This window comes from Rhizobium hidalgonense (genome assembly GCF_005862185.2).
GTDB lineage: Bacteria > Pseudomonadota > Alphaproteobacteria > Rhizobiales > Rhizobiaceae > Rhizobium > Rhizobium hidalgonense.
In genome coordinates this window covers 2,150,295-2,173,917 of record NZ_CP054027.1, presented here as the reverse complement: position 1 = coordinate 2,173,917, position 23,623 = coordinate 2,150,295, and the positions used below count along the sequence as shown (strand labels likewise).

Genomic DNA, 23,623 nt, shown 5'->3' with positions numbered 1-23,623 from the left:
CGCCTTGCTCGTTCGGCTCAACCTTGCTTTGGCCTCGGCCGAAACATTTCGAAGACCTCGCTGGCTTCGCTGTAATCCATATAGCCCAGGCGCGCGACCGGGCGGGCAAGCGACATGTCGATGCGTCCGTCCCTGACGATCGTCTCGTCGATGTGAATGCCGACCACTTCGCCGAAGACGAAGACGTTTTCGGACAGTTCACCCGACAGCGTCTTCGGTTCGATGATCTCTGTCACTTTGCACTCGAGCACCGCGAAGGCTTCGCCGACATAGGGCGCGTCGATCAATTCAGCCTGCTTCGGCGTCAGGCCGGCGAAGTCGAATTCACTGTCGCCATAAGTGAGCGTCGCCGACGAAAGGTTCATTTTCTCCGCGAGATTGCGGCTGACGAAACTGCAGGTAAAGGCGCCGGTTTCACCCGCATTGCGCTGGCTGTCCTTACGGCCGCTGGAGGAAAACATCACCAGCTTCGGCCGGTCGGAAACGGCATTGAAGAAGGAATAGGGCGCCAAGTTGACCGAGCCGTCCCTGCCCTTGCTGCCGATCCAGCCGATCGGGCGCGGCGACACGATCGCCTTGAACGGATCATGCGCCAGCCCATGCCGGTTGCTGTCGGTGCTGTAGAACATCAGTCTTCTCCGCCGATCCAGGTCACGGTATCGGCAAGCTCCGGCCGCGGCCGCTCGATTGCCGGAAATGTCGTCGAGCCGATATGGATGAAACCCGCCACCTTTTCATCAGGCCTGACGCCGAGCAGCGGATAGGCGCGCTCGTCATAGGCGAACCATTCCGTCAGCCAGTTGGCGACATAACCGCTGGCATTGGCGGCCAGGATGACGTTGAGGCAAAGCGCGCCGGCAGACATCATCTGCTCCCATTCCGGGATCTTGATATGCGGCCCCGCCTTGCTGACGACGGCGACGACAACAGGCGCGCGGGTGAAACGGGCGCGCTCGACCTGGATCATCTCCTCGGAAAGCTCGGGCTTTGCCTCGAGCGCCAGCTTCAGAAGCTCCTCGCCGAGGTGGACGCGGTGCTGTCCGCGATAGACGATGAAGCGCCATGGCGCGATCTTGCCGTGATCCGGGACGCGCGAGGCAAGACGCAGGATTTCCTCGATCTCGGCCTTTTCGGGACCTGGCTCGCACATCTGGAAAGCGGGGATGGAGCGGCGCACGGCGAGGTAGTCGATCAGTTTGATATCGGATTTCATGCGGGAGAAACTCTCATTTTTATGCTGCTGCAAAGCGTGGGTCTTGAATTTGCCATCGCGTTGGTCTTGAAGTGACCTTTGCGATTTCAGAAGTCAATCGGTTCACGAAACAGATGTTTGGCATTTCGCCTTTTGCACGCATCGGTCTTGTCATCGCCCTGATGGTCTTGATGCCCCATGGCGCCGGCGCGCAGAATGCTTTCAAGGAATTCAAACAGCTTGAGTCGACGTCGAAGATGCCGAAGCTCAACGCCTTCATTGCGCCCGGCACGGCGCCCGAAGGCGCGAAACTGCGCGACGTGCCGCTGGAAGCCAAGCTGACGACGGACGGCGCGCCGATCGAGGAAGGCCTCTCCTGGTATGTCTTCAGCCCGATCGCCGGAACCGACGGCAAGCTGCCGCTGATCGCCAGCGCCAAGGGTGGACCCGCCGCCTTTCAGCTCGCTCCCGGCGATTATTTCGTCAACGTCTCCTTCGGCCGCGCCGGCGTCACCAAGAAACTCACCGTTCCCGCCGACGGCGCGGTCGACAAGCAGGTGATGGTGCTCGATGCCGGCGGTCTGCTGCTCAATGCCGTCTCCGGCACGGATGCCCGCATCCGCCCCGACCAGTTGAGTTTTTCGATCTATTCCTCGGAAGTGCGCGAGGACGGCGAGCGCGGCCTCGTCGTGGCAGATGTCTCCCCGAACACGGTCGTCCGCCTCAATGCCGGCACCTATCACATCGTTTCCGAATATGGCAGCGTCAACGCCGTCATCCGCGCCGATATCCAGGTCGAAGCCGGCAAGCTGACCGAAGCGACGATCCAGCATCGCGCCGCGCAGGTCACCTTCAAACTGGTCTCCGATGCCGGCGGCGAGGCGATCGCCGACACGGCATGGTCGATCCTGACGGCGGCCGGCGACAGCGTCGGTGAGAGCGTCAGCGCCTTCCCGACTATGGTCCTCGCCGAAGGCGGCTATTCCGCCGTCGCCCGCAACAAGGACAAGATCTACCAGCGCGACTTCACCGTCGTCGCCGGCAGGAACACCGATGTCGAGGTCCTGATGAAGGACCAGCAGCCGCAGCCGCCGGTGAATGACGCGGCCCGTACGGTGCAGCAGGTGCCGGTGGGAACGCCGCCGCCGCCGGGCGTCCAGCCGGCTCCGGTGGCACCGCTCCCCTCCTACGAACAGCTCGCGCCGCAGGGCGGAGACGACACTAGCCTCGATTGATTTAGTGTCAGCGGTTTCGGTCTATTCGGAGAAGTGCGTTTCGCCGTTGCTGATAAGACGGCTGGAACCCCTGACGACGCAGATCGGGAGCGCTTCAATGCCGCCCGGGCTCACCAGTTCCCGTCGTCGCAACAACATTGCGGTTGTCGATTGATTTCCGACAGCGCCGGATCCGGCGCTGTCGGATAGCGGCGATTTTCAGGCTGCCGCCTTGGCTTTCTTTGCTTCGGCCTTGCGACGGATGTCGGGCGGCGTCGCTTCGAGGGTCAGGCTGTCGACGGCTGCATCGAGCCCCATCGAAACCTGCTCCTGGCTGCCGAGGCGGCGGATGTTGACCGTGCGCTCCTCGGCTTCCTTCCGGCCGCAGACGATGATCACGGGAACCTTGGTGACCGAGTGCTCGCGGACCTTGTAGTTGATCTTCTCGTTGCGGAAATCGGTCTCGACGTTGAGACCGGCGTCGCGCAGCGCCTCGGCCACCTCGAGCCCGTAGGCGTCGGCTTCCGAGGTGATCGTGGCCACCACCACCTGCAGCGGCGATACCCACAGCGGCAGATGGCCGGCGAAGTTTTCGATCAGGATACCGAGGAAGCGTTCCATCGAGCCGCAGATGGCGCGATGGATCATCACCGGCTGCGTCTTTTCGGAGTTGCTGTCGATATAGAAGGCACCGAAACGTTCCGGCAGATTGAAATCGACCTGTGTCGTCCCGCACTGCCATTCGCGTCCGATCGCATCCTTCAGCGTATATTCGAACTTCGGCCCGTAGAAGGCGCCCTCGCCCGGCAGAATGCCGGTCTTGATGCGGCCCTCGGATTGCGACTCGATCGTTTTCAGCACCTCGGTCATGACGGCTTCCGCGCGGTCCCAGAGTGCGTCGGAACCGACGCGCTTCTCCGGCCGGGTTGAAAGCTTGACGACGATTTCCTTGAAGCCGAAGTCTTCATAGACCGACAGGATCAGATCGTTGATTTTCAGGCATTCGGCGGCCATCTGCTCGTCCGTGCAGAAAATGTGCGCGTCGTCCTGTGTGAAACCGCGCACGCGCATCAACCCGTGCAGCGCGCCCGAAGGCTCATAGCGATGCACCAGGCCGAATTCGGCGAGGCGGATCGGCAGTTCTCGATAGGACTTCAGCCCGTGCTTGAAGATCTGCACGTGGCCGGGGCAGTTCATCGGCTTCAGCGCAAAGACGCGGTTATCCGCTTCCTTGTCTTCGGGATGAGTCATCGCATGCGCCGATTTCACAGCAAACATGTTTTCCTGATACCAACCCCAGTGACCCGAGGTTTCCCAGAGCGCGGTGTCGAGTACCTGCGGCGCATTGACTTCTTCATAATCGACAGCGAGCCGGCGACGCATATAGGAGACGAGCGACTGAAAGATGCGCCAGCCCTTGCCATGCCAGAAGACGACGCCCGGGCCTTCTTCCTGGAAATGGAACAGGTCCATTTCACGGCCGAGCTTGCGGTGGTCGCGCTTCTCGGCTTCCGCCAGCATGTGCAGATAGTTGTCGAGATCGGCCTGGTCGGCCCACGCCGTGCCGTAGATACGTGAGAGCATGGCGTTGTTGCTGTCGCCACGCCAATACGCACCGGCAACCTTCATCAGCTTGAAGGCGGTGCCCACCTGGCCGGTGGAGGCCATGTGCGGGCCGCGGCAAAGGTCGAACCATTCGCCCTGATTATAGATCTTCAGATCTTGCCCTTCGGGAATCGCATCGACGAGCTCGACCTTGTATTGTTCGCCCTTGGCGGCAAAAACTTCCTTGGCCTTCTCGCGCGACCAGACCTGCTTGGTGAAGGGCGCATTGCGGGCAATGATCTCCTTCATCTTCTTTTCGATCTTCGGCAGATCGTCGGGCGTGAAGGGCTCGTTCTTGGCGAAGTCGTAATAGAAGCCGTTTTCGATGACCGGGCCGATCGTCACCTGCGTGCCGGGCCAAAGTTCCTGCACCGCTTCAGCCATGACATGTGCTGCGTCATGGCGGATGAGTTCCAGCGCGCGGCCGTCCTTGCGGGTGATGATCTCGATCGTGCCATCTTTGATGGCATCGGAAAGGTCCTGCACGACGCCGTCAAGCGCAATGGCGACCGCGCTCTTGGCGAGCGACTTGGAAATGGATTCGGCGACGTCCTTACCGGTCGCGCCAGCTGGAAAGCTGCGCACGGAACCATCGGGAAATGTCAGGGAAATGGCGTCAGACATCGAAATTCTCCTTGTCCAGTCCCGCCAACGAATGCGGGTGGTTGAAACGGAAGCGCCTCCGATGTTTGGAAACGCTGCCGCCTGATACTCAGATTTGCCGCGGGAGTAAAGAAGCTGCCGGCCTACATGATCATTTGGGCGAGGCCGCACACGGTGTTCCAGTTGCGCATCGTGCCGATGCCTATCCGCTTGGTGGTCAGCGCCGAAAGCAGCTTGGACTGGCTGGGCTTGCCGGCGAAATCGATCCACAAATCGCCGCCGACGACGGCGATGCGCTGTCCCTCCGTCATCAGCGGTTTCAGCGCCTCCACCTTCTCCGGGTCGACCGGCAGGCGCATCACCCGGACGATGACCTGGTCGCCGCTGCCGTCCCTGAAGGGATTGGTGCCGCAAAGCGCCATCCAGGTGCAGTCGCTGCGCACGATGATATCGACATGTTTGCCGAATTTCTCTTCGAACCCCTCTTCCAACGCGACCTCGAGTTCGTGCGGCCGCATCTCATCGGCCTCGAAGACGAGATTGCCTGTGGACACCAACGTGCGCGGTTCGCGATAACCAAGATCTTTGGCGAGCGCGCGCAGATCCTCCATGATGACACGGCGGTCGGGGGTCAGGACAATGCTGTGCAGAAGGGCGATGAAAGTGCTCATGGCGCGCTCACCCTTTCCTGCGCCCGAGGGAGAAATACCGCCACGGGGTCCACCAGCGGAAGTCTTCGCCGAGGATCTCCGGCACCTGGTCGAGGCCGCTGGAGCCGCCCGGGCCACAGCGGCCGACGCGAAACAGCGTCATCCAACCGCCGGCCCACAACCCGTGGCGGGCGATCGACTCGTAGCCATATTCGGAGCAGGTCGGGATATGCCGGCAGGAATTGCCGACAAAGCCGGACAGCGTCAGTTGGTAGAGGCGGATGAAACCCATGCCGAGCAAGCGGTCGGGGGTCTTGCGGAACGGGCCGGTATAGTTGCGGGAGCGGTGTGCGACCTTTTCACGCGGCTTTTCAGATCCGGCGGCGCCGCCGTCATCCTCATCGTCCGCCTGCAGGGCGCAGAACTCGCACATCTCAGTTACGCCTCGACAATTTCCGCCCGTTTCGCCTCGATCTGCCCGATCGCATCGACGACCGCATCGAAGGTCAGCATCGTCGAGGCATGGCGGGCCTTGTAGTCGCGCACCGGCAGCAAATAGCGCATGTCCTCGAACCGTCCCTCGGGCCCCGCCCCATCCGCCTTCAGCATGGCAAGCATGTCCTGGCGGGCCTGGCGCAATTCGCCCGATGTGGCGCCGACGATATGGCGGGCCATGATCGAGGAGGAGGCCTGGCCGAGCGCGCAGGCCTTCACGTCATGGGCAAACCCGGTCACGGTATCGCCGTCCATCTTCAGCCAGATCTTGACCTTCGAGCCGCAAAGCTTCGAATAGGCCTGGGCGCTCGCATCGGCATCCGCCAATGTGCCGGTCAACGGAATATTGCCGGCGAATTCGAGGATCTTGCTGTTGTAAATGTCGTCCATGTTGGATTTCCGCTCCAAAATCGCTGCGGATCGGCCTCAATAAGGGCTGTTATTGTTATTGAAACAAAAAACACACCGTGTCATCTGAGGATACTTACATACGATGGCCGTATTCCTATATGTATGTCGTTCGAAGGCCATTAAAATGCAATGGCCTCGTGTAAGTTTGATTGGGAAACCGTGCCGGAGGGGCGTTGATTGCGCCTCGAAAGCCCCGGAGCCTGCCAAAGGTGCATGAATTCCCGCATGGGATTGACCAGTGGCGATTCCGACAGATCGGTCCGCGGTGCGGACCAGGAGACCATTGTTCATGGACGCCATCGTAAAGAACTTTCCGCAGACCAACCGCGATTCCGATCGTCCCTCCCAGCAGGAGGCGGAAGAAGCTGTTCGCGTCCTGCTGCGCTGGGCCGGTGACAACCCGACGCGCGAAGGCTTGATCGAAACGCCCGCTCGTGTCGTCAAATCCTACCGCGAGCTTTTTTCCGGTTACGACATGGCTCCGGAAGACGTGCTCGGCCGCACCTTCGAAGAGGTCGCCGGCTATGACGACATGGTCCTCGTCAAGGACATTCCGTTCTTCTCGCATTGCGAACACCACATGGTGCCGATCATCGGCAAGGCTCACGTCGCCTACATGCCGGACGGGCGTGTGCTCGGCCTCTCGAAGATTGCTCGCGTCGTCGAGATATACGGCCGCCGCCTGCAGACGCAGGAAACGATGACGGCGCAGATTGCCCGGGCCATCGACGATACGCTTAACCCACGCGGTGTCGCGGTAATGATCGAGGCCGAACATATGTGCATGGCGATGCGCGGCGTTCAGAAACAGGGCTCGACCACGTTGACGACCACCTTTACCGGAACGTTCAAGACCGAGCCGGCCGATCAGGCCCGTTTCATGACCATGGTGCGGAGCCGCTGATACCGGCTCCCTCAGGAGGGCCGCGATGAGCCAATTGATCTTCAGTCAACCATCCGAGGACAAGTCGGCGTTGGAAGACGCCGGCGATTTCACCCCGCGTTTCGACGACCGTGGCCTGATCACCGCCATCGTCACCGACGCCGGCGACGGCGAGTTGCTGATGGTGGCGCATATGAACGCCCAGGCATTGGCACTGACCATCCAGACCGGCACGGCTCACTATTTCAGCCGATCGCGCGGCAAGATCTGGAAGAAGGGCGAGACCTCGGGCAATCTCCAGACGGTGAAGGAAATTCGCACCGATTGCGACCAGGACGCCATCTGGCTGAAAGTCGAGGTCGCCGGCCATGACGCCACCTGCCACACCGGCCGCCGCTCCTGCTTCTATCGGACGATCACGCTTCGGGATGGAAAACCGATGCTCGATATCGTCGACGACGAGCGTCATTTCGATCCGCAGGACGTTTACGGAAAATAGGCCCAAATAGAGCCGGAATTTCCTGGCACCTGCTCCTTATTGCGCCAGAAGTCGCCTCTATATACCATTTGGAAACTGATCGGGCACACTATCGGAAGCCATGTGTTCTGCTGGGAGGGGAGAGCGCCATGCTGAGCTGGAACTTGCATCGTCAAAGCTCTGAAGGCGAAGGCTCCGGTTCCGGCATGTCGACCACACTCGAGACGATCCCGCCTCCCGCACCCGTCAAGAAAATCAAGATCGCGCTGGCGCTCGGTGGCGGCGCTGCCCGCGGCTGGGCCCATATCGGCGTGCTGCGCGCCCTCGACGAAGCCAAAATCGAGATCGGCATGATTGCCGGCACCTCGATCGGCGCGCTGGTCGGCGGCTGCTATCTCGCCGGCAAACTCGATGAACTCGAAACTTTCGCCCGCTCGCTGACGATGCGCCGCATCGCAAGTCTGCTCGATCTCACCATCGGCGGCAGCGGCCTGTTCGGCGGCATGCGGCTGACCAAGCGCATGCAGGAACATCTCGAAGGCCTGAACGTCGAGGATCTCGACCGGCCCTTCGTCGCCGTCGCCGCCGAGGTCAATACCGGCCACGAGGTCTGGATCGCCAATGGTTCGCTGATTACGGCGCTGCGCGCCTCCTATGCCCTGCCCGGCATTTTCGAGCCGGTGCGCAGCAATCACCGCACGCTGGTCGACGGCGCACTGGTCAATCCCGTCCCGGTCTCCGTCTGCCGCGCCTACGAACAGCCGCTCGTCGTCGCCGTCAATCTCAATTACGATCTTTATGGCCGCTCGGCCGTCGTCCGGCACAATGCCAGCCTCACGCCGCAGGAAGTACAGAAGCAGGAAGAGGCGCCCTATGCCCGTCTCGGCATGACCGGCGTCATGGTGCAGGCTTTCAATATCATCCAGGACAGGATCGCCCGGGCCCGCCTTGCCGGCGACCCGCCGGATATTTCGCTGCAGCCGCGTTTGAGTTATATCGGCCTTTCGGAATTCCACCGGGCCGGCGAAGCAATCGAACGCGGCTACGAGGAAGCCAGAGCCAGACTCCCCGAAATCAAGCGCATGCAGGAAGTCTACGCCAATTCCCCTTGATCGACATCATCCGCAAGCTCGTAGCCGTTTTACAGCAACGGCGTCAATCGAACGAGGATGAAAACCTCAGCCGGCGATATAGGCCTTGATCTCCTCGGCCTCGCGCTCGACTTCGGCGATGCGCGATTTCACCACGTCGCCGATCGAGATGATGCCGGCGAGCTTGCCGTTGCTTTCCACCGGCACGTGGCGGAAACGGCGGCTGGTCATTAGTTCCATCAGCTCGTTGACGGTCGTCTCCTCATGGCAGCGGTAGACCTTGGCGGTCATGACCTGGGCGAGCGTCTGGTCGAGGCCGTCCTTGCCGTATTTGGCGATGGCATGCACGAGATCGCGCTCGGTGAACATGCCCGAAATCCGGTTCTCCATGCCGACGACAACGATAGCGCCGATCTTCTTCTTGCTGAGGATGACCGCCGCTTCGGCGACGGTGGTGCTCGGCCCGGCGGTGAAAACGTCCCTGCCCTTCAGGTCGAGAATTGCTTTGACTGAACTGGTCATTCGAACCTCCTATGTCCGTGAAGCACTTGTCACAGGCATCCGCGGCGGTTTCTCCCCCCAGCGCGGATAGGTCGATGGTGCACTGCCCGGCTCAGGATTGCAACAGATCCTTCTCCGTATCGGCGGCTTCCGTCACAGCTGGGCGCGGCGCCCGGTCGAACAGCGAAAACAGCAGGAAACCGAAGACGAAACCGCCGATATGGGCGTCCCAGGCAATGGCCTGGTCGCTGTCGCCGACGAGCGGAATGCCGACGGCGATCAAGGCGTTGCCGACCAGCCAGAGCAGCATGAAGATGACGACGGTCCGGCTCTGCAGCGCCTCGACGATGGAAAGCCGGGCATTGAGATGGGCCGGCAGCATCGGCCGCCGTTCGGCCGGAAATGCAAATCGGCAGGCAGCACCCATCAGCCCGGAGATGACGCCCGACGCGCCGATCAAAAGCGTCACATCCCCCCAGTTCAAGACCGCGTGCAGGGCGGCGGAGGCAACCGCTGAGAAAAACCAGAAGAGCACGAAACGCAGCGTCCCGATGCGGCGTACCACCGGTGCGCCGAAGGCCATCAGCCAGACGCCGTTGAAGACGATGTGCTGGACGCTGCCGTGCAGGAGCGAATAGGTGACGGGCGTCCAAAACAGCTCCGGCCCCTGCTGCGACAGCGGAAATATATAGCGGGCGGGCACGAATCCGAAGGTAAAGAACAGCCAGCTCAGCGCATCGTCGGAGAGCACGAGCGCCTGCACCGCATAAATGACGACAAGCAGACAAAGGCTGAAGAACAGCGCCGGCGGAAGGTTGAAGACCGGCACGCGCGGCGGCTTTGCCGGCGGCTGCACCTCGGGAGGTTCGGGCGCCTTATGCGGCTCGGCCGTCTGCTCATTCATTTCGATATCGCCTCGTTGAGGCCACAGCCATACAGGAGCACCTGTCAAAAAAAAAGCCGTCCGAAGTGCCGGACGGCATGACCGGGAGTTCCTGGAAAGACCTGGATCCCGCAGGTTGTGCTGGACTTCGAAAGTCGAAGCGATGGCTGGACAGTGCCACGACAGGCACCGCTTCTCAACCGAAACCCTTTCTTAACCTTAACCGCCGCGACTTGGCATGAAATCCGCAAGGTAGAGCCTGTAGGGGCAATGAGTGCCCGAAAATGATCCGGAATGGGACAGGTTGGTGAAAAATGCGTGTGCAAACGACCATCGAAATTTTTGACTACTGGAACCGTATCCGCGGCGCAGCCGATGCGCCGCTGAAATCGCAGGTCGAACCCTCCGCCGTACCCCATCTGCTGCAAAGCCTGTTCATCCTCGAGACCCGCGAGCAAGGAGACATCGGCTTCCGTCTCGCCGGCACCCGCATCTGCGATCTATTTGGGCGAGATCTGCGCGGCGCACGTTTCTCCTCACTCTGGGCAAACGGCCAGCATGCCGACATCGAACGAACGGCGATGGGCGTCATGGACCACGCCATGCCGGCCCTGTTCAATGCGACCGGCTACAGCACCGTCGGTCACCAGGCCTCCTTCGAGATCATCATGATGCCGCTGCGCTCGCCGGGCGGCGCCTGCGACCGGCTGCTCGGCGCGATCGCGCCCACGGCGGTTGCGAGCTGGCTGGAGATCGTGCCGCTCGAATTCCTGGCTCTTGACCGCAGCCGTCTGCTGCCCGGAAAATTCGCCAGCACCGCACCCGCTGAGCTGCGCCCCATCAACGAAATCGTCGCCAGCAAAAGCGCCGGTTTTGGGCAGGTTATGCGCCGGATGGTGTCGCAGCTGCTGACGAGTGCAGAGGCGCGCTGACAGTCCCGTTTCGGGACATCGCACATACTCGTTTTCGGCTATATGAGAATGAGGCAAGACAACCTTCTGTTAATGGATTGCGGGTAATGATCGTACTCTCAGATTTGGTGAAGAAGCCCTTTGATGCACTCGTTCCAGCCAGCTCAGACGCAACGACCTGCGCCGCGCCCTGAACAGGGCGTTTTTCAGCGAGTGCCCATCAATATGCAGGGCCGGCTGATGCTGGCCAATTACGAGGAGTTCGAATGCATGGTGATCGACATGTCGCCTGGCGACATGTACGTCACCTGCCTCGGCCGGCCACGCGCCAACGAACGGGTCGTCGCCTATATCGACCATCTCGGCCGCGTTGAAGGTTATGTCCAGGCGATCGACGGCCGCGGCTTCACCATGTCGATCAACGCCACCGAACGCAAGCGCGAGAAGCTCGCTGCCCAGCTCACCTGGCTTGCCAACAAACACGAACTCGGCCTGCCGGAAGATCGCCGTCATGACCGTCTGACGCCACGCGACACCAATACCGAACTGACCCTCGAGGACGGCACACGTTATACCTGCCGTATCATGGACCTGTCGCTGTCGGGCGCCGCCGTCGACGTCGAGATGCGTCCCTCGATCGGAACTGCGGTGCGGCTCGGCAATATGCGCGGCCGCGTCGTACGCCATTTCGTCGAAGGCGTGGCGATCGAATTCCTGTCGATCCAATCCCGCGAGACGCTGCGCGAATTCCTCTGAGATTGCGTGCCGGTGCCGCGAATGCGCTTGCCGGGCGCGCACCCGGTCAGGTCGTGTTGAAAAGCCTGGGTTTCATGGGCCACAAGATCTGCCGGCGGCAACGAATCCGGCTTTGGAAAGCCGAAGCGAAATCCTGTCGCAAGTCGTTCGTACCATTCAGCCATTGATATTATGAGTGGAACAACCTGCGACAGGCAGAACGATGTCAGCTCTCTATCCGGAAATCGGATCCCTGTGATTATGGCCGGCTCGACATAGGCGACTGCAATTTGATCTATCGGGGGCCTGCGGCACGGCTGGTTTTCGGCAACTCCTGAGGATCGGTTCGATATCGAGGCGCCGCTGGTCACCGTCTGGGAACTCGCCGGCGTTTGGCCGCAAAGCAAGCTGTAGGTTCCTCAGCATGCCGCTTATTCCACCGCAAATCCCGATATGAGCGCCGCGAACGCTTCCGCCACCGATCGATTTCGCTCACTCCATCAAAAATAATTTTGCCGCCGGAAACTAAAATCCGAGCGAAAGTCTGCTTTCGGGCGGGTCGAATCGGCCTATTCCGGCGGCATTGCCGGCCCGTTGCGCGCCGCCGGACTGTAATCGGCCTTTACCCGGCTTAATGAAAATCCTTAACGCCATGACGGCAATGCAAGCTTTTCGCCGGCGAAAGCCTTGTGGCGGATATTACAATTTTAATCGCTTTCGAGACAAATGCGCGTCGAATTTTATGCGCATTCGAGTTTGTTTTTAGTCAAGTTTTGCCGGCATTTGAATCAACTAAGCCTTTAATTCTATTGCGAAATTTTCCGTGAGATAAAAACGTCCGTGTCATTGTCGCCTCAACTTACGGGGAGACGGCAATGACAACTGCAAACATCCTGAAAGGTGGCCTTCTGGCCGGTGCCCTCATGATGGCAATGTCGGGTTCGGGACAAGCGATGCCCGCCAGCATGGCCCTGGCCGGCAATGCCAGCCCGCCGATCGGACACTATGAATTCTGCAAGGCAAATCCGACGGAATGTGCCTTTGCCGGCGGCGACGCCGGGCCGGCCATCCTTACCGAGGATCGCTGGAAGGAAATCCTCAAGGTCAATTACACCGTCAATTCGACGATCCAGCCGGAAACGGATGAACAGATTTACGGCGTCGAAGAACGCTGGGCCTATCCCACGACTGTCGGCGACTGCGAGGATTATGCCCTGCTGAAGCGCAAGATGCTGATCGAAGACGGCTTCTCGCCGTCCGACACGCTGATCACCGTCGTGCTGCAGCCGAACGGCGAAGGCCATGCCGTGCTGACGATCCGCACCGACCACGGCGACTTCATTCTCGACAACATGCGCAACAAGGTCCTGCTGTGGTCGGATACCGAATATACCTACCTGAAGCGTCAGTCCGCCGACAATCCGGCCCGCTGGTCGAAGCTCCAGGACGGCCGCGCTGTCGCGGTCGGTAGCGTCAAGTAAGAACAGGCTGCCGGCTCACGCCGGCAGCCTGCGGCCCGGTCAATCCCCGCATTTCGTCCCGACCGGCGCCCAAGAGCCGTTCCCGCTGTCCCGGGGACGGCTCGCCCTTTTTGGCACAGGCTTTCGTCCGCGCGCGCCCCAAAGCTGAAATCTTAGCGAATAATTAACCGTGCCGGTCTGATCATGCCGATCAGACTCATCATCGGCACCGGCGGCTCATGTTCCTCCTGCGGCGGACCGAAACACGAAGCACCCGCCATGAGCCACGCCGCGCACAGCGCACCCGACGAGCAGCCGCTTATTTCCATGGGCTTTCTCATCCGCACAATGGCGGTGATATCAGTATTTGCGGTGTTGACGGTTGCCATCAGCATCGGCGGCCGCTGGTTCGGCCGGCATATCTCGCTGGCTGGCAACACCGACAGCACGGCTGAAATTACGCTGGCCATCGGCCGCGATAGCGTGAAATTCCCCGAGAATGCCATCCGCTTCCCAAGCCAAAGGCATGACGGTGCGGCCGAGCGCGTCGATCTCTATCTCGCCTGGCCTGAAATGCAGGGCTACGGCAAGGAAAACCGCCTGCGATTCGACGATGTCTCCCAATCCTCCGGCCTGATCTTCCTGCAGATCACCCAGAGCACCATGTCGCGGGATATGTCCGGGCGGCTGGAGCCGATCTATTCGCATCTGCTCGAAGGGCCGGCCGAGCCATTCCGTGATGGCCTGACGCTGCATCGTCTTCGCGCCGACGCGGGTTACGGCGACGAAGTGCTGCTGACGGCACCCGTCAAGGGTGGGCCGGATTACGTCGTGCGCTGCATCTTGCCATCCGTGCCGGACATGGCGGCGAGCGGCGATTGTCAGCGCGATATCAAGGTCGGCAGGGATCTCAGCGTTCTCTACCGGTTCTCAAGCACCCATCTCAACGACTGGGAACATATTGATGCCGCTATCCGCACCTTTGTGGAGGCGCGCCTTATGAACCGTTCTGCGACAAGTCCCTAAAATGCTTCCCGGACAGAGAAATAAACGATTCATCATAAACGGATTGGTAACGCCCAATCGGTACATTCAAAAGACGGGCTGTGCTGCGGGAGGCGTGCCGTCCCGGCGCCCAATATCCGAATGCCAAATATCTGAAATGCAAGCGAAGAGTGGAATAGTGTCAAGGTCAGTCTCCTCCGTATCATCGTCCCGATCCGGCAGCTTTTTTGCAAAGCTCATGGCGATCCTTTCGGTGGCCCTCACGGTCGTCCTGGTCGATTCGGTCAGTGCCGAAGCGGAAGCGGCGAATTCGAAATATGCGGGCATCGTCGTCGACGCCAAGACCGGCAATGTTCTCTACAGCGAGAATGCCGACCGGCTGCAATACCCCGCCTCGCTGACCAAGATGATGACCATCTACATGACGTTCGAGGCGCTGGAGCAAGGTCGTATCCGTCTCGATACGCCGGTTCCCTTCTCCGCCCATGCCGCGGCCCAGGCGCCGACCAAGCTCGGCGTTCGCGCCGGCGGCACGATCACCGTCGAGCAGGGCATTCTCGGCCTCGTCACCCTGTCGGCCAATGATGCCGCAACCGCGCTCGGCGAAATGCTCGGCGGCGGCAGCGAGGATCGTTTCGCCCAACTGATGACCGCCAAGGCGCATGCGCTTGGCATGACGCGCACCACCTATCGCAACGCCAACGGCCTGCCGAATACGGCGCAGATGACGACGGCGCGCGATCAGGCCCGTCTCGGCATCGCTCTCCGCCAGCATTTTCCGCAATATTACGGCTATTTCTCCACCCGCGCCTTCAAGTTCGGCACTCGCACGATCCGCAGCCACAACCGCCTCGTCGGTTCGGTGCGCGGCGTCGACGGCATCAAGACCGGATATACCCGCGCTGCCGGCTTCAATCTGGTGAGCTCCGTGCAGGTGGACGGCAAGTCGATCGTCGGCGTCGTCCTCGGCGGCGCCTCGACGCCTGCCCGTGATGCCCAGATGCGCAATCTGATCGCCACCTATCTGCCGAAGGCATCGAGCCGCGGCGGATCGTCGGCACTGATCGCTCAGGCGGCCCCTGCCCCGGCGATGATCGTAACACCGGCTCCGGTCATGCCGCAGAAGGCCCAGCCGCAAGTGGCAAAGACGATCACCGCAGCGCAGCCGCCGGTTTCGGCAGCCGCTGCCGATCTTAGCCTGCCGCATAAAGGCCCGTTGCCGGATGCCCGGTATCAGGTCGCCGAGACCGAGGTCGCCTATACCGAGACCGCTCAGCCGAAATCGGACAATCCGCTGATCGCCCAACCGATGCCGGCGCCGACCAAGGTCAAGACCACGACCTTCAAGGAGCAGGCATCGCTCTCCGCGCCGAAGCCGGCACCCGCTTCCACGCGGCCGGAACAGGGCGATACGGCGGTCGACAACGTCACCACCGCTTCGACCACCCCAACTACGGCGGCCGCTTCAAGTAACAATGGCCCGACCGGCTGGGTCGTGCAGGTAGGCGTTTCGCCGAGCCGCCAGATGGCCATGGATCTCCTGGAGAGCGCCAAGAGCAAGGGCGGCAAGGCGCTGTCCTCGGCAAAGCCTTTCGCCGTCGCCTATGCCGCTGGCGGTGACCAGCTTTACCGCGCCCGCTTCGGCGGTTTCGATGACCAGCGTGATGCGGTCAATGCCTGCAAGGCCTTGAAGAAGGCCGGCATCAAGTGCTGGGCGGCAGCCCAATGAGCTATTCGATGCTGCCAGCAAGATGGCCGGCGGCATCGGTAACGGCCGGAATCGGGGTTTGCGTTTCCGGCCATCGTTCTTGAACTCGATCAGTATTGCGTACGAGGAAGACAATGGCGATCAATGAGAATGTTCCGGGAATGCCTTCAGACCGCCGCATGACGGCCAAGGGGCGCTCTTCGCTGCATCCGTTGCACGAGGCGGCGATGCGCTTGGCCGAGATCGGCCTGCCGCGGCCGAAGGCGAAGTCTCCGAAGACCAGAGACCTCATCAATCTGCTGCTTTGCCACGGTGCCCGCGCCTGGCGCTATTCCCAACCCGAAGCCCGCATCCATCTGCATGTGACCTCGCAGGACGGCAGTGTGCCGGTGCAACTGCGCCTGCGCTGAGCGGCAGGCGTCCGCCTATAGAAAATCGGTTTTGATTTTCGGATGCGCAAATTCCGGAAAAGTGGAAAGCGGTTCTGTGCCTCCTGAAAAGTTGAACCGCTCTACAGAAGGCCAAGTTCCGTCAACTCACGGCGAAGGTCCGCGGGCATTTCGACGATGCCGGCGCCGAGGCTCATCAGGTCGCGCGGCACATCATCCTCAGTGTAATAACGCCAGCCCTGAAAGGGGCGCTTCGGCTGCACGGCCGTCTCGATGACCTCCGGGCCAAGCATCAGGCGGCATCGCGAAATGCCTTCGCCGTCGGTAAAGGTCTCAATGCCGAGCAGCTTCTGCCGCGCCTGCACCTGCCCCTTGATCACCCAGTAGAGCGAGCCGCCATCGAGCAACTCCTCCATGCGTTTCGGCACCATGCGGGTCGTATGCACCGAATGTGGCTCGAGCCCGGCTGCGATGGCGCTGAGCGAGCGCTCCGCCACCCATTCGCGCAGATCGTCTATCGAGTCGGCGCCGACACAGAGTTTGATGAGATGCAATGCCATGCCGCCGTTGAAATCCTTTTGGCGGCGGGCGTCAAGCATTCAAAGCAATTCCAGAAAAAGTGTGAAGCGGTTTTCCCAGGCAAAGCGCGAAGCGTTTGCCGGTAATTGCGTGAAAACAAAAGGTTAGAGCGGTTCTCCGCTGGCATGAAGCGCTGACCACTCTAACTCAGTCGTCCACAAACTCAGCATTCGACGACGTTGACGGCAAGGCCGCCCGTGGACGTTTCCTTGTATTTCTCGCTCATATCGTGGCCGGTCTGGCGCATCGTCTCGATACAGGCATCGAGCGGCACGAAATGCTGGCCGTCGCCCTTCACGGCGAGTGACGCAGCAGTAACCGCCTTGACGGCACCGAGTGCATTACGCTCGATGCAGGGAACCTGCACCAGGCCGGCGACCGGGTCGCACGTCATGCCGAGGTGATGTTCAAGCGCGATCTCGGCGGCGTTCTCGATCTGCTCCGGCGTGCCGCCCATCACGGCAGCAAGGCCTGCCGCCGCCATCGCTGCCGCCGAGCCGACTTCGCCCTGACAGCCGACCTCAGCGCCCGAGATCGAGGCATTGTGCTTGATGATGCCGCCGATGGCCGCAGCCGTCAGCAGATAATCGCGGATGCCGTTCTGGTCCCAGTCCTCGTGGAAATGCTCGTAATAGCGGATCGTTGCCGGAATGACCCCGGCCGCCCCGTTGGTCGGCGCCGTGACGACGCGCCCGCCGGCGGCATTCTCCTCATTGACGGCCATCGCATAGACGGAGAGCCAGTCATTGGCGAGCAGCGGGTTGACGCGGTTGCTGCGCCACTCCTCCTCCAGCTTGTCGTGAATCCTGCGGGCGCGGCGCTTGACGTTGAGGCCGCCCGGCATGATGCCCTCGACCTTGAGGCCGCGCTCGATGCAGGAGCGCATCGCCTCCCAGATGCGGTCGAGCCCCTGGTCGAGTTCCTCGCGGCTGCGCTGGCTCTCCTCGTTCGCCCGCTTCATCTGGGCGATCGACAGCCCGGAGCGCTCCGCCATATCGAGCATCTGTTTGGCGGTCGAGAAGGGATAGGGCACCCGTGTGCCGCCGGCGGCGTTCTTCTTCGCCCGCATCTGCTCCAGTTCGGTGTCGGTGACGACGAAGCCGCCGCCGACGGAATAATACATGCGCTTGACGAGCAGCCGGCCGTCCCTATCGAAAGCGGAAAAGATCATGCCGTTGGCATGGCCGGGCAGCGGCTGTTTCTTGTCGAAGATCAGGTCGGTCTTCGGCTGGAACTGATAGGCGGGATGCCCCTCCGGGGTGATACGGCCGGTGCGCTCCACCGAATCGACGATGCCGTCCATTTTGTCGGGATCGACGCTATCGGGCGCCTCGCCCATCAGTCCGAGGATGACCGCCCTGCCCGTGCCGTGGCCGATACCGGTATGAGCGAGCGAACCGTGCAGGCTGACCTTGATCGCCACGACCTGCGCGCCCGAGGACGGGCGCGGCCATTCGTCCGACAGAATCAGCTGGAGAAACCGGGTGGCGGCCGACATCGGACCCATCGTGTGCGAGCTCGATGGCCCGACACCGATCTTGAAGACATCGAATACCGAGAGAAACATGGATATGCCTTCTAATTACGAGGATGCAAACTTAAGCGACGCCGGTTTTCAATCCGTGCGGGCCACCGACATCGCATGCAGCCGGTGCGACATTGTGGCTGGACATTAAAACGATGAGGCCCACCTTACCAGTCATTGCAGCATTTCAATGCATATGTAAGGTGGCCGCACTTCATGCGGAGACTGAATCACTGTGACGACGGCGGATTATATCGCTCTGGCCTTCTTTGCCTGTGTCTGGACGGGCTATTCCTGGCTGCTGCATGGCCGCACCTTCTTCGGACGCACCAGCCTCACCCATGCGATGATCGAACGGCGACGGGAATGGATCTACAATTCGCTGCGCCGCGACCTGAAGATGATCGATACGCAGATCATGGCAGGCCTGCAGAACGGCACCGCCTTCTTCGCTTCGACTTCGATCTTCGCGTTGGGCAGTTGCTTCGCCTTGCTTGGGGCGACGGAGAAGGTCGACGCCGTCTTCGCCGACCTGCCCTTCGTCTTCCATGGCGGCCATGGCGTCTTCGAGATGAAGGTCGGCGGGCTGGCAGCGCTTTTCGGCTATGCCTTCTTCAAGTTCGGTTGGTCCTACCGGCTGTTCAACTATTGCACGATCCTGTTCGGCTCGATCCCGATGCTGCGCGACGCCGAGGCCGACATGATCGCCGCCGAGCGTGCCGCCGAACGCGTCATCCGGATGAATGTCATTGCCGGCAGCAATTTCAACGAGGGCCTCAGGGCGATTTTCCTGTCGATCGGCTATCTCGGCTGGTTCATCAACCCCTATGTCTTCATGCTGACGACAGCGATCGTCATCTTCGTGCTGGCGCGGCGGCAATTCTTTTCGCAAGCGCGGCTGGCCATCATGGATGCCGGCCCGCCATCGAAACTCACCCTTTCCGCCATTCGCCGCGACATGCCGTCGAACGACGGACGTGATTTGCCCGAGGGACTATGATGACATTGCCGGCAATCGAACCCGATGCGGCGGCAAGACCGCCGCGCATCGGCCTATTGGACACGGCGCGCGGCGTCGCGCTGATCGCCATGGCGAGCTACCATTTCAGCTGGGACATGGAGTTCATGGGTTATCTTGCGCCGGGCACGGCCGAGACCGGCTGGCTGAAGATCTATGCCAGGGCGATCGCCACGACCTTTCTCTTCATCGTCGGCATCAGCCTGGTGCTCTCGAGCAAGCCGGAGGTCCGCTGGCCTTCCTTCTGGAAACGTTTCGGCATGATCGCCGCGGCCGCCGCCGTCATCTCGATCGCCACGCGCATCGCCATGCCGAACGAGTGGATCTATTTCGGCATCCTGCATTGCATCGCGGTGCTGACGCTGATTGGCGTCGTTTTTTTGAGGTTCCCGCTCGCCATCACGCTGATCGCCACGATGGTGCTCATTGCCGCCTGGATCACCGATAATTTCGGTCCACCCGGCCTGCTGCGCTCATCCTTCTTCGATCCCAGATACCTCGCCTGGATCGGCCTTGCCGTGACGCCGGAACGCTCCAACGACTACGTGCCGCTGTTTCCCTGGGCCACGCCCTTCTTCGCCGGGCTGAGCCTCGCCTCGATCGCCCTCAGAACGAGGCTGCCGCAGCGGCTTGCCGCCTTGGGCACCGGCTCCTGGTGGACGGCAAGGCTCGGCCGCCACAGCCTGGCCTTCTATCTCATTCACCAGCCCGTGCTGATCGGCATTGCCTACGGGCTTTCCCTTCTTGTCCCGCCGCCGCAGCCGGATCCAACAGAAACTTACCTAAGGCAATGCAACTCCACCTGCGTCATGCAGCAAGGCGAGGCCCTCTGCCGCAGCTTCTGCCAGTGCACACTGGAGAAATTGCAGGGCCAAAGCCTATTGAAACCGCTGCAGGCAAACGAAATCGACGTACAGAAGGATGAACGGGTCCAGACGATCGCCGCCGAATGCAGCGCTGAGGCGGAATAACGGGTCGGCTCAGGTGGTGACGCCGATTTCCGCGAGGCGGCCGAGGCAGGCCTCTTCGATATTGTCGAGTTCCACCAGCGTGTCGTCGATATCCTTGCGCTTTTGACGCAGGTCGTCGCGCTTCTCGTCGACGCGCTTCATCAGCAGCTTTAACTGACCGAGTTCCCCCGGCGGCTCCTTATAAACCTGGATAATCTCGCGGATTTCCGCAATGGTGAAACCGATGCGCCTGCCGCGGAGGATTTCCCCGATAAGCCGTCGGTCGGCCTGCCGGAAAAGACGGGTGCGCCCGCGCCGTTCCGGATGGATCAGTCCCTCGTCTTCGTAGAAGCGGAGCGTGCGCGTCGAGACACCGAATTCGCGCGTCAGCTCCGTTATGCTATAATATTTGTTCACCTGCATGTGTTCCCCGTCATGAACCGGCAATAATATTGACTTTTACGTAATAGTCAATTTTGCCGGCGGCTCAGATACCGAACCACCATGTGGCGATACCGAGAAAGGCGAAAAAGCCAGTACAGTCGGTCACCGTCGTCACGAAGACCGACGAGGCGATCGCCGGGTCTGCCCCGACCTTGTCGAGCAGCAGCGGCAGCAGGATGCCGGCCAGGGCTGCCGCCATCAGATTGATGATCATTGCCGCCGCGATCACCCCGCCGAGCTGATAGTCGTGGAACCAGGTACCGGCGATTGCGCCCATGATCGTCGCGAAGACGATGCCGTTGAGGATGCCGACGCCCGCCTCCCTGCGAATGATGCGGCCGGCATTGTAGATGTCGAGATCGCGGGTGGCGAGCGCCCGCACCGTCACCGTCATCGTCTGCGTGCCGGCATTGCCGCCCATCGACGCGACGATCGGCATCAGAACCGCAAGCGCGATCATCTTCTCGATCGAGGCGTCGAACAGGCCGATGACGCTGGCCGACAGCATCGCCGTGCCGAGATTGATCAAAAGCCAGAGGAAACGCGAGCGTGCCGTCGACAGCACATTGTCCGACAGCTCTTCGTCGCCGACGCCGCCGAGGCGCTTGATATCCTCGTCCGCCTCTTCGTGGATGACGTCGACCACGTCGTCGATGGTCAGCACGCCCACCAGTCGGCCGTTCTCGTCGACGACGGCGGCCGACAGAAGGTCGTACTGCTCGAAGAGCTGGGCGGCTTCCTCCTGGTCCATCTCGGCCGGGACCGGATGGTTGGTCTCGCGCATGATCTGCTCGATCTTCGTCTGACGCTTAGTGCGCAGGATCTGGTCGAGATCGACGGCGCCGAGCAGCTTGAAGGTCGGATCGATGACGAATATCTGCGAAAAGGAATAGGGCAGATCCTCCTCGTCGCGCATGTAGTCGATCGTCTGTCCTACCGTCCAGAACGGCGGCACGGCGACGAATTCCGTCTGCATGCGGCGTCCGGCAGAACTTTCGGGATAGTCGAGCGCCCGGCGCAGCCGGACCCGCTCGGTAAACGGCAGTTGCGCCAGGATCTCTTCCCGATCTTCCTTATCGAGATCTTCGAGAATGTAGACGGCGTCGTCCGAATCGAGTTCGCCGATCGCGGCGGCAATCTGCTCGTTCGGCATCTGGTCGACGATCTCGCGGCGGATCGCCTCATCGACCTCGGTCAGCGCCGTCATATCGAAATCTTCGCCGAGCAGGCGTACCAGCGCCAGGCGCTGATCCGGCTGGATCGCTTCCAGCAGGTCGCCTATTTCCGATTCATGCAGCCGGGCAACATTCTGGCGCAGGAACAGCGTGTCGCGGTCGGCGATCGCGGCGCCGACCAACGCCAGGAAATCGCTACGGACATTGCCGTCCTCGTCGTAAATATCGGCTTCCTCGTCCTCGGGACGTCTGCGGACGCGGTCTTCGCCATCGGTCGTCGTCATCTGCCGCCCTCGCATCTGGTTCGAATTTCAACGACTAAGCGCCGCATTCGCGAATGTCGGCGGAAAACATATTGTCAACAAGCAGATAAGCAAATCCCCGCGCGAGCTTCCCGCGGTCGGAATCCATGGCTCCTGCTAGCCCAAAGCATCCCTTCCGTAAAGCAGCAAACCTGCCGCTTGATGACAATGCCCGTGGCCGGCGATAGTTTCGCCGCGCATCCGACCCGAGGAACGCCGCCCCATGCCCATCCGCCCGATCCTGCGTTATCCGCATCCTGACCTGAAGACCGTCTGCACGCCGGTGACAGTCTTTGATTCGTCGCTCGCCGAACTTGCCGACGACCTGCTGGCGACGATGCGCGCCGCGCCCGGCGTCGGCATCACTGCCGCCCATATCGGCGTCTTCAGCCGGGTGACGGTTCTGGAGCTCGACAAGTCAGACGGCCTGCGCCTCTACGTCAACCCGGAGATCATCTGGTTTTCGAAGGAGACGATGACCCATGCCGAAGGCAGCGTCTCGATGCCGGGAGCGACCGACGAGGTCACGCGGCCGCGATCGATCCGATTCCGCTATCAGGACGCCGAGGGCAGCATGCATGAGGACGTCGCCGACGGTTTCCTCGCCATCTGTATCCAGCATGAAGTCGACCAGCTCGACGGCATTTTCTGGCTGCAGCGCCTCTCGCGGCTGAAACGCGACCGGCTCGTGAAAAAATGGGAGAAGGCCGAGAGCTGATGATGCGAGCCGACAATTAGGGCTGACAAATCGCCGCCGCACCGAACCATTCGCCGCTACCGACGTTTCCAGCCAGAGAAACAAGGAGCGACCGCAATGGCAAGGATCGGTGACAAGACCCAGTTTTCCGGGGAAAAACCTGAACTTTCCCGTGAAGAAGATTATCGCGACCTGGAGGAACGCAACCTCGACGACGGCTGGCCCTACGCCGACGCCACCGGCGCCGACCCGGCCAACCGACCTTATGGCGAGACGGCGGCAAATTTCGACAGCGATCCCAATAAAGGCTTCCGGATCGACGGCACGGATGCAAACGGCAACGAGAACCGCCTGAAGGATTCGCTGCGCGCCGATACCATCGACCGCGATGAAAGCGACGACCTCGAAGCACGGGTGAACGATCACCTCGAAACCATCCCCGATGTCGACATGGACAGCATCGAGGTTCATGCGGACGGGCACATCATCACCCTGGAAGGCTCGGTCGAAACGATCGGCATCGCCCGTAAAGTGGAGCTCAGCGCGCTTTCGGTCGACGGCGTCCGCCATGTCCGCAACAAACTGCAACTGACCGGCGTCGATGCGCATATCCCGAACGAAGACTGATTCAAACACAGATATGGATAGGCGGCGGAGGGCGCCAATGCTTCCCGCTGCTGTGGTCTGCCGCCTTTTCAACATTACCAAAAGTTAACAAT

25 protein-coding genes and 2 pseudogenes are annotated in these 23,623 nt (G+C 61.2%); 15 read left to right on the top strand and 12 right to left on the bottom strand.

Going from position 1 to position 23,623, the window contains the following annotated elements; all coding sequences use genetic code 11:
• Positions 1-17 precede the first annotated feature (17 nt).
• Together FFM81_RS10380 and FFM81_RS10375 are read right to left on the bottom strand one after the other, a co-directional pair.
• The gene (locus FFM81_RS10380) at positions 18-629 is read right to left on the bottom strand and encodes a flavin reductase family protein (RefSeq protein WP_138384268.1); all 612 of its coding nucleotides are present in this window, start codon (positions 627-629) and stop codon (positions 18-20) included.
• Positions 629-1,213, bottom strand: coding sequence for a nitroreductase family protein (locus tag FFM81_RS10375; RefSeq protein WP_128397518.1), 585 nt, complete (start codon positions 1,211-1,213; stop codon positions 629-631). The genes FFM81_RS10380 and FFM81_RS10375 overlap by 1 nt, the downstream gene beginning before the upstream one ends.
• A 113-nt stretch (positions 1,214-1,326) precedes the next feature.
• Here FFM81_RS10375 and FFM81_RS10370 point away from each other — a divergent pair, with 113 nt between their 5' ends.
• A complete protein-coding gene (locus FFM81_RS10370) occupies positions 1,327-2,427 on the top strand; it encodes a hypothetical protein (protein ID WP_097533442.1) in 1,101 nt (366 codons plus the stop codon).
• Between the two features lie 198 nt (positions 2,428-2,625).
• Here FFM81_RS10370 and thrS read toward each other — a convergent pair whose 3' ends face one another.
• The 4 genes from thrS to FFM81_RS10350 all read right to left on the bottom strand — a co-directional run bounded on the left by thrS (position 2,626) and on the right by FFM81_RS10350 (position 6,149).
• Positions 2,626-4,635, bottom strand: coding sequence for a threonine--tRNA ligase (gene thrS / locus FFM81_RS10365; RefSeq protein ID WP_138384267.1), 2,010 nt, complete (start codon positions 4,633-4,635; stop codon positions 2,626-2,628).
• 122 nt (positions 4,636-4,757) lie between these two features.
• Positions 4,758-5,285 carry a DUF1697 domain-containing protein gene (locus FFM81_RS10360; protein WP_003572996.1) on the bottom strand — a complete coding sequence of 176 codons (528 nt, stop codon included), beginning with the start codon at positions 5,283-5,285 and terminating at the stop codon, positions 4,758-4,760.
• A 7-nt stretch (positions 5,286-5,292) separates the two neighbouring features.
• Complete coding sequence (yidD, locus tag FFM81_RS10355) at positions 5,293-5,697, bottom strand: membrane protein insertion efficiency factor YidD (RefSeq protein ID WP_138384266.1); 405 nt, start codon at positions 5,695-5,697, stop codon at positions 5,293-5,295.
• Between the two features lie 5 nt (positions 5,698-5,702).
• The gene (locus FFM81_RS10350; protein ID WP_138384265.1) at positions 5,703-6,149 is read right to left on the bottom strand and encodes an iron-sulfur cluster assembly scaffold protein; all 447 of its coding nucleotides are present in this window, start codon (positions 6,147-6,149) and stop codon (positions 5,703-5,705) included.
• Between the two features lie 310 nt (positions 6,150-6,459).
• Here FFM81_RS10350 and folE point away from each other — a divergent pair, with 310 nt between their 5' ends.
• From folE to FFM81_RS10335, 3 genes are all read left to right on the top strand, one after another.
• Positions 6,460-7,074, top strand: coding sequence for a GTP cyclohydrolase I FolE (gene folE, locus FFM81_RS10345; protein WP_138384264.1), 615 nt, complete (start codon positions 6,460-6,462; stop codon positions 7,072-7,074).
• Positions 7,075-7,099: 25 nt separating this feature from the next.
• Positions 7,100-7,552: a phosphoribosyl-AMP cyclohydrolase gene (gene hisI / locus FFM81_RS10340; protein WP_003572988.1), complete on the top strand. Its 453-nt coding sequence runs from the start codon at positions 7,100-7,102 to the stop codon at positions 7,550-7,552.
• A 128-nt stretch (positions 7,553-7,680) separates the two neighbouring features.
• The gene (locus FFM81_RS10335) at positions 7,681-8,643 is read left to right on the top strand and encodes a patatin-like phospholipase family protein (RefSeq protein WP_138384263.1); all 963 of its coding nucleotides are present in this window, start codon (positions 7,681-7,683) and stop codon (positions 8,641-8,643) included.
• Between the two features lie 66 nt (positions 8,644-8,709).
• Here FFM81_RS10335 and FFM81_RS10330 read toward each other — a convergent pair whose 3' ends face one another.
• Both FFM81_RS10330 and FFM81_RS10325 read right to left on the bottom strand, forming a co-directional pair.
• The gene (locus FFM81_RS10330) at positions 8,710-9,144 is read right to left on the bottom strand and encodes a CBS domain-containing protein (RefSeq protein ID WP_138384262.1); all 435 of its coding nucleotides are present in this window, start codon (positions 9,142-9,144) and stop codon (positions 8,710-8,712) included.
• Between the two features lie 91 nt (positions 9,145-9,235).
• Complete coding sequence (locus FFM81_RS10325) at positions 9,236-10,027, bottom strand: rhomboid family intramembrane serine protease (RefSeq protein WP_128399900.1); 792 nt, start codon at positions 10,025-10,027, stop codon at positions 9,236-9,238.
• A gap of 293 nt (positions 10,028-10,320) precedes the next feature.
• Here FFM81_RS10325 and FFM81_RS10320 point away from each other — a divergent pair, with 293 nt between their 5' ends.
• The 7 genes and pseudogenes from FFM81_RS10320 (at position 10,321) to FFM81_RS10295 (ending at position 16,235) form a co-directional block, all read left to right on the top strand.
• Complete coding sequence (locus FFM81_RS10320; RefSeq protein ID WP_003572980.1) at positions 10,321-10,938, top strand: PAS domain-containing protein; 618 nt, start codon at positions 10,321-10,323, stop codon at positions 10,936-10,938.
• Between the two features lie 123 nt (positions 10,939-11,061).
• Positions 11,062-11,673 carry a PilZ domain-containing protein gene (locus FFM81_RS10315; RefSeq protein ID WP_003572978.1) on the top strand — a complete coding sequence of 204 codons (612 nt, stop codon included), beginning with the start codon at positions 11,062-11,064 and terminating at the stop codon, positions 11,671-11,673.
• A gap of 315 nt (positions 11,674-11,988) precedes the next feature.
• Positions 11,989-12,162, top strand: a pseudogene (locus FFM81_RS32680) (prolyl aminopeptidase); the annotation flags it as partial.
• A 365-nt stretch (positions 12,163-12,527) separates the two neighbouring features.
• Positions 12,528-13,133, top strand: coding sequence for a transglutaminase-like cysteine peptidase (locus FFM81_RS10310; protein ID WP_025416227.1), 606 nt, complete (start codon positions 12,528-12,530; stop codon positions 13,131-13,133).
• Between the two features lie 218 nt (positions 13,134-13,351).
• A pseudogene (locus FFM81_RS10305) lies at positions 13,352-14,138 on the top strand (hypothetical protein).
• Between the two features lie 136 nt (positions 14,139-14,274).
• Positions 14,275-15,846 (top strand): D-alanyl-D-alanine carboxypeptidase, encoded by a 1,572-nt coding sequence (locus tag FFM81_RS10300; RefSeq protein ID WP_138384261.1) that lies wholly within the window; start codon positions 14,275-14,277, stop codon positions 15,844-15,846.
• Positions 15,847-15,959: 113 nt separating this feature from the next.
• A complete protein-coding gene (locus FFM81_RS10295; protein ID WP_003572970.1) occupies positions 15,960-16,235 on the top strand; it encodes a hypothetical protein in 276 nt (91 codons plus the stop codon).
• Between the two features lie 101 nt (positions 16,236-16,336).
• On the opposite strand, the gene FFM81_RS10290 is transcribed toward FFM81_RS10295, so the two are convergent.
• Positions 16,337-16,774 carry a DUF1489 family protein gene (locus FFM81_RS10290; protein ID WP_003579422.1) on the bottom strand — a complete coding sequence of 146 codons (438 nt, stop codon included), beginning with the start codon at positions 16,772-16,774 and terminating at the stop codon, positions 16,337-16,339.
• 182 nt (positions 16,775-16,956) lie between these two features.
• A complete protein-coding gene (locus FFM81_RS10285) occupies positions 16,957-18,360 on the bottom strand; it encodes an L-serine ammonia-lyase (protein WP_138384260.1) in 1,404 nt (467 codons plus the stop codon).
• 193 nt (positions 18,361-18,553) lie between these two features.
• On the opposite strand from FFM81_RS10285, the gene FFM81_RS10280 reads away from it, so the two are divergent.
• Both FFM81_RS10280 and FFM81_RS10275 read left to right on the top strand, forming a co-directional pair.
• Complete coding sequence (locus FFM81_RS10280) at positions 18,554-19,318, top strand: DUF599 domain-containing protein (protein ID WP_003572965.1); 765 nt, start codon at positions 18,554-18,556, stop codon at positions 19,316-19,318.
• On the top strand, positions 19,318-20,307 hold the full coding sequence (locus FFM81_RS10275; RefSeq protein WP_128399902.1) for a heparan-alpha-glucosaminide N-acetyltransferase: 990 nt from the start codon (positions 19,318-19,320) through the stop codon (positions 20,305-20,307). The genes FFM81_RS10280 and FFM81_RS10275 overlap by 1 nt, the downstream gene beginning before the upstream one ends.
• A 9-nt stretch (positions 20,308-20,316) precedes the next feature.
• On the opposite strand, the gene FFM81_RS10270 is transcribed toward FFM81_RS10275, so the two are convergent.
• Together FFM81_RS10270 and mgtE are read right to left on the bottom strand one after the other, a co-directional pair.
• Positions 20,317-20,709: a MerR family transcriptional regulator gene (locus FFM81_RS10270; protein WP_037092749.1), complete on the bottom strand. Its 393-nt coding sequence runs from the start codon at positions 20,707-20,709 to the stop codon at positions 20,317-20,319.
• 64 nt (positions 20,710-20,773) lie between these two features.
• Positions 20,774-22,189: a magnesium transporter gene (gene mgtE, locus FFM81_RS10265; RefSeq protein WP_025416231.1), complete on the bottom strand. Its 1,416-nt coding sequence runs from the start codon at positions 22,187-22,189 to the stop codon at positions 20,774-20,776.
• 241 nt (positions 22,190-22,430) lie between these two features.
• Between mgtE and FFM81_RS10260 the strand changes: the two genes are divergently transcribed.
• A complete protein-coding gene (locus tag FFM81_RS10260) occupies positions 22,431-22,925 on the top strand; it encodes a peptide deformylase (RefSeq protein ID WP_138384259.1) in 495 nt (164 codons plus the stop codon).
• Positions 22,926-23,021: 96 nt separating this feature from the next.
• Positions 23,022-23,531, top strand: a complete 510-nt coding sequence (locus FFM81_RS10255; RefSeq protein ID WP_138384258.1) for a BON domain-containing protein — start codon at positions 23,022-23,024, stop codon at positions 23,529-23,531.
• The last annotated feature ends 92 nt before the right edge of the window (positions 23,532-23,623 follow it).

Bases quoted from the DNA above. Each gene is read 5' to 3' on its own strand.
- FFM81_RS10380 (WP_138384268.1), bottom strand. From the start codon at position 629: ATGTTCTACAGCACCGACAGCAACCGGCATGGGCTGGCGCATGATCCG.
- FFM81_RS10375 (WP_128397518.1), bottom strand. From the start codon at position 1,213: ATGAAATCCGATATCAAACTGATCGACTACCTCGCCGTGCGCCGCTCC.
- FFM81_RS10370 (WP_097533442.1), top strand. From the start codon at position 1,327: ATGTTTGGCATTTCGCCTTTTGCACGCATCGGTCTTGTCATCGCCCTG.
- thrS (WP_138384267.1), bottom strand. From the start codon at position 4,635: ATGTCTGACGCCATTTCCCTGACATTTCCCGATGGTTCCGTGCGCAGC.
- FFM81_RS10360 (WP_003572996.1), bottom strand. From the start codon at position 5,285: ATGAGCACTTTCATCGCCCTTCTGCACAGCATTGTCCTGACCCCCGAC.
- yidD (WP_138384266.1), bottom strand. From the start codon at position 5,697: ATGTGCGAGTTCTGCGCCCTGCAGGCGGACGATGAGGATGACGGCGGC.
- FFM81_RS10350 (WP_138384265.1), bottom strand. From the start codon at position 6,149: ATGGACGACATTTACAACAGCAAGATCCTCGAATTCGCCGGCAATATT.
- folE (WP_138384264.1), top strand. From the start codon at position 6,460: ATGGACGCCATCGTAAAGAACTTTCCGCAGACCAACCGCGATTCCGAT.
- hisI (WP_003572988.1), top strand. From the start codon at position 7,100: ATGAGCCAATTGATCTTCAGTCAACCATCCGAGGACAAGTCGGCGTTG.
- FFM81_RS10335 (WP_138384263.1), top strand. From the start codon at position 7,681: ATGCTGAGCTGGAACTTGCATCGTCAAAGCTCTGAAGGCGAAGGCTCC.
- FFM81_RS10330 (WP_138384262.1), bottom strand. From the start codon at position 9,144: ATGACCAGTTCAGTCAAAGCAATTCTCGACCTGAAGGGCAGGGACGTT.
- FFM81_RS10325 (WP_128399900.1), bottom strand. From the start codon at position 10,027: ATGAATGAGCAGACGGCCGAGCCGCATAAGGCGCCCGAACCTCCCGAG.
- FFM81_RS10320 (WP_003572980.1), top strand. From the start codon at position 10,321: ATGCGTGTGCAAACGACCATCGAAATTTTTGACTACTGGAACCGTATC.
- FFM81_RS10315 (WP_003572978.1), top strand. From the start codon at position 11,062: ATGCACTCGTTCCAGCCAGCTCAGACGCAACGACCTGCGCCGCGCCCT.
- FFM81_RS10310 (WP_025416227.1), top strand. From the start codon at position 12,528: ATGACAACTGCAAACATCCTGAAAGGTGGCCTTCTGGCCGGTGCCCTC.
- FFM81_RS10300 (WP_138384261.1), top strand. From the start codon at position 14,275: ATGCAAGCGAAGAGTGGAATAGTGTCAAGGTCAGTCTCCTCCGTATCA.
- FFM81_RS10295 (WP_003572970.1), top strand. From the start codon at position 15,960: ATGGCGATCAATGAGAATGTTCCGGGAATGCCTTCAGACCGCCGCATG.
- FFM81_RS10290 (WP_003579422.1), bottom strand. From the start codon at position 16,774: ATGGCATTGCATCTCATCAAACTCTGTGTCGGCGCCGACTCGATAGAC.
- FFM81_RS10285 (WP_138384260.1), bottom strand. From the start codon at position 18,360: ATGTTTCTCTCGGTATTCGATGTCTTCAAGATCGGTGTCGGGCCATCG.
- FFM81_RS10275 (WP_128399902.1), top strand. From the start codon at position 19,318: ATGACATTGCCGGCAATCGAACCCGATGCGGCGGCAAGACCGCCGCGC.
- FFM81_RS10270 (WP_037092749.1), bottom strand. From the start codon at position 20,709: ATGCAGGTGAACAAATATTATAGCATAACGGAGCTGACGCGCGAATTC.
- mgtE (WP_025416231.1), bottom strand. From the start codon at position 22,189: ATGACGACGACCGATGGCGAAGACCGCGTCCGCAGACGTCCCGAGGAC.
- FFM81_RS10260 (WP_138384259.1), top strand. From the start codon at position 22,431: ATGCCCATCCGCCCGATCCTGCGTTATCCGCATCCTGACCTGAAGACC.
- FFM81_RS10255 (WP_138384258.1), top strand. From the start codon at position 23,022: ATGGCAAGGATCGGTGACAAGACCCAGTTTTCCGGGGAAAAACCTGAA.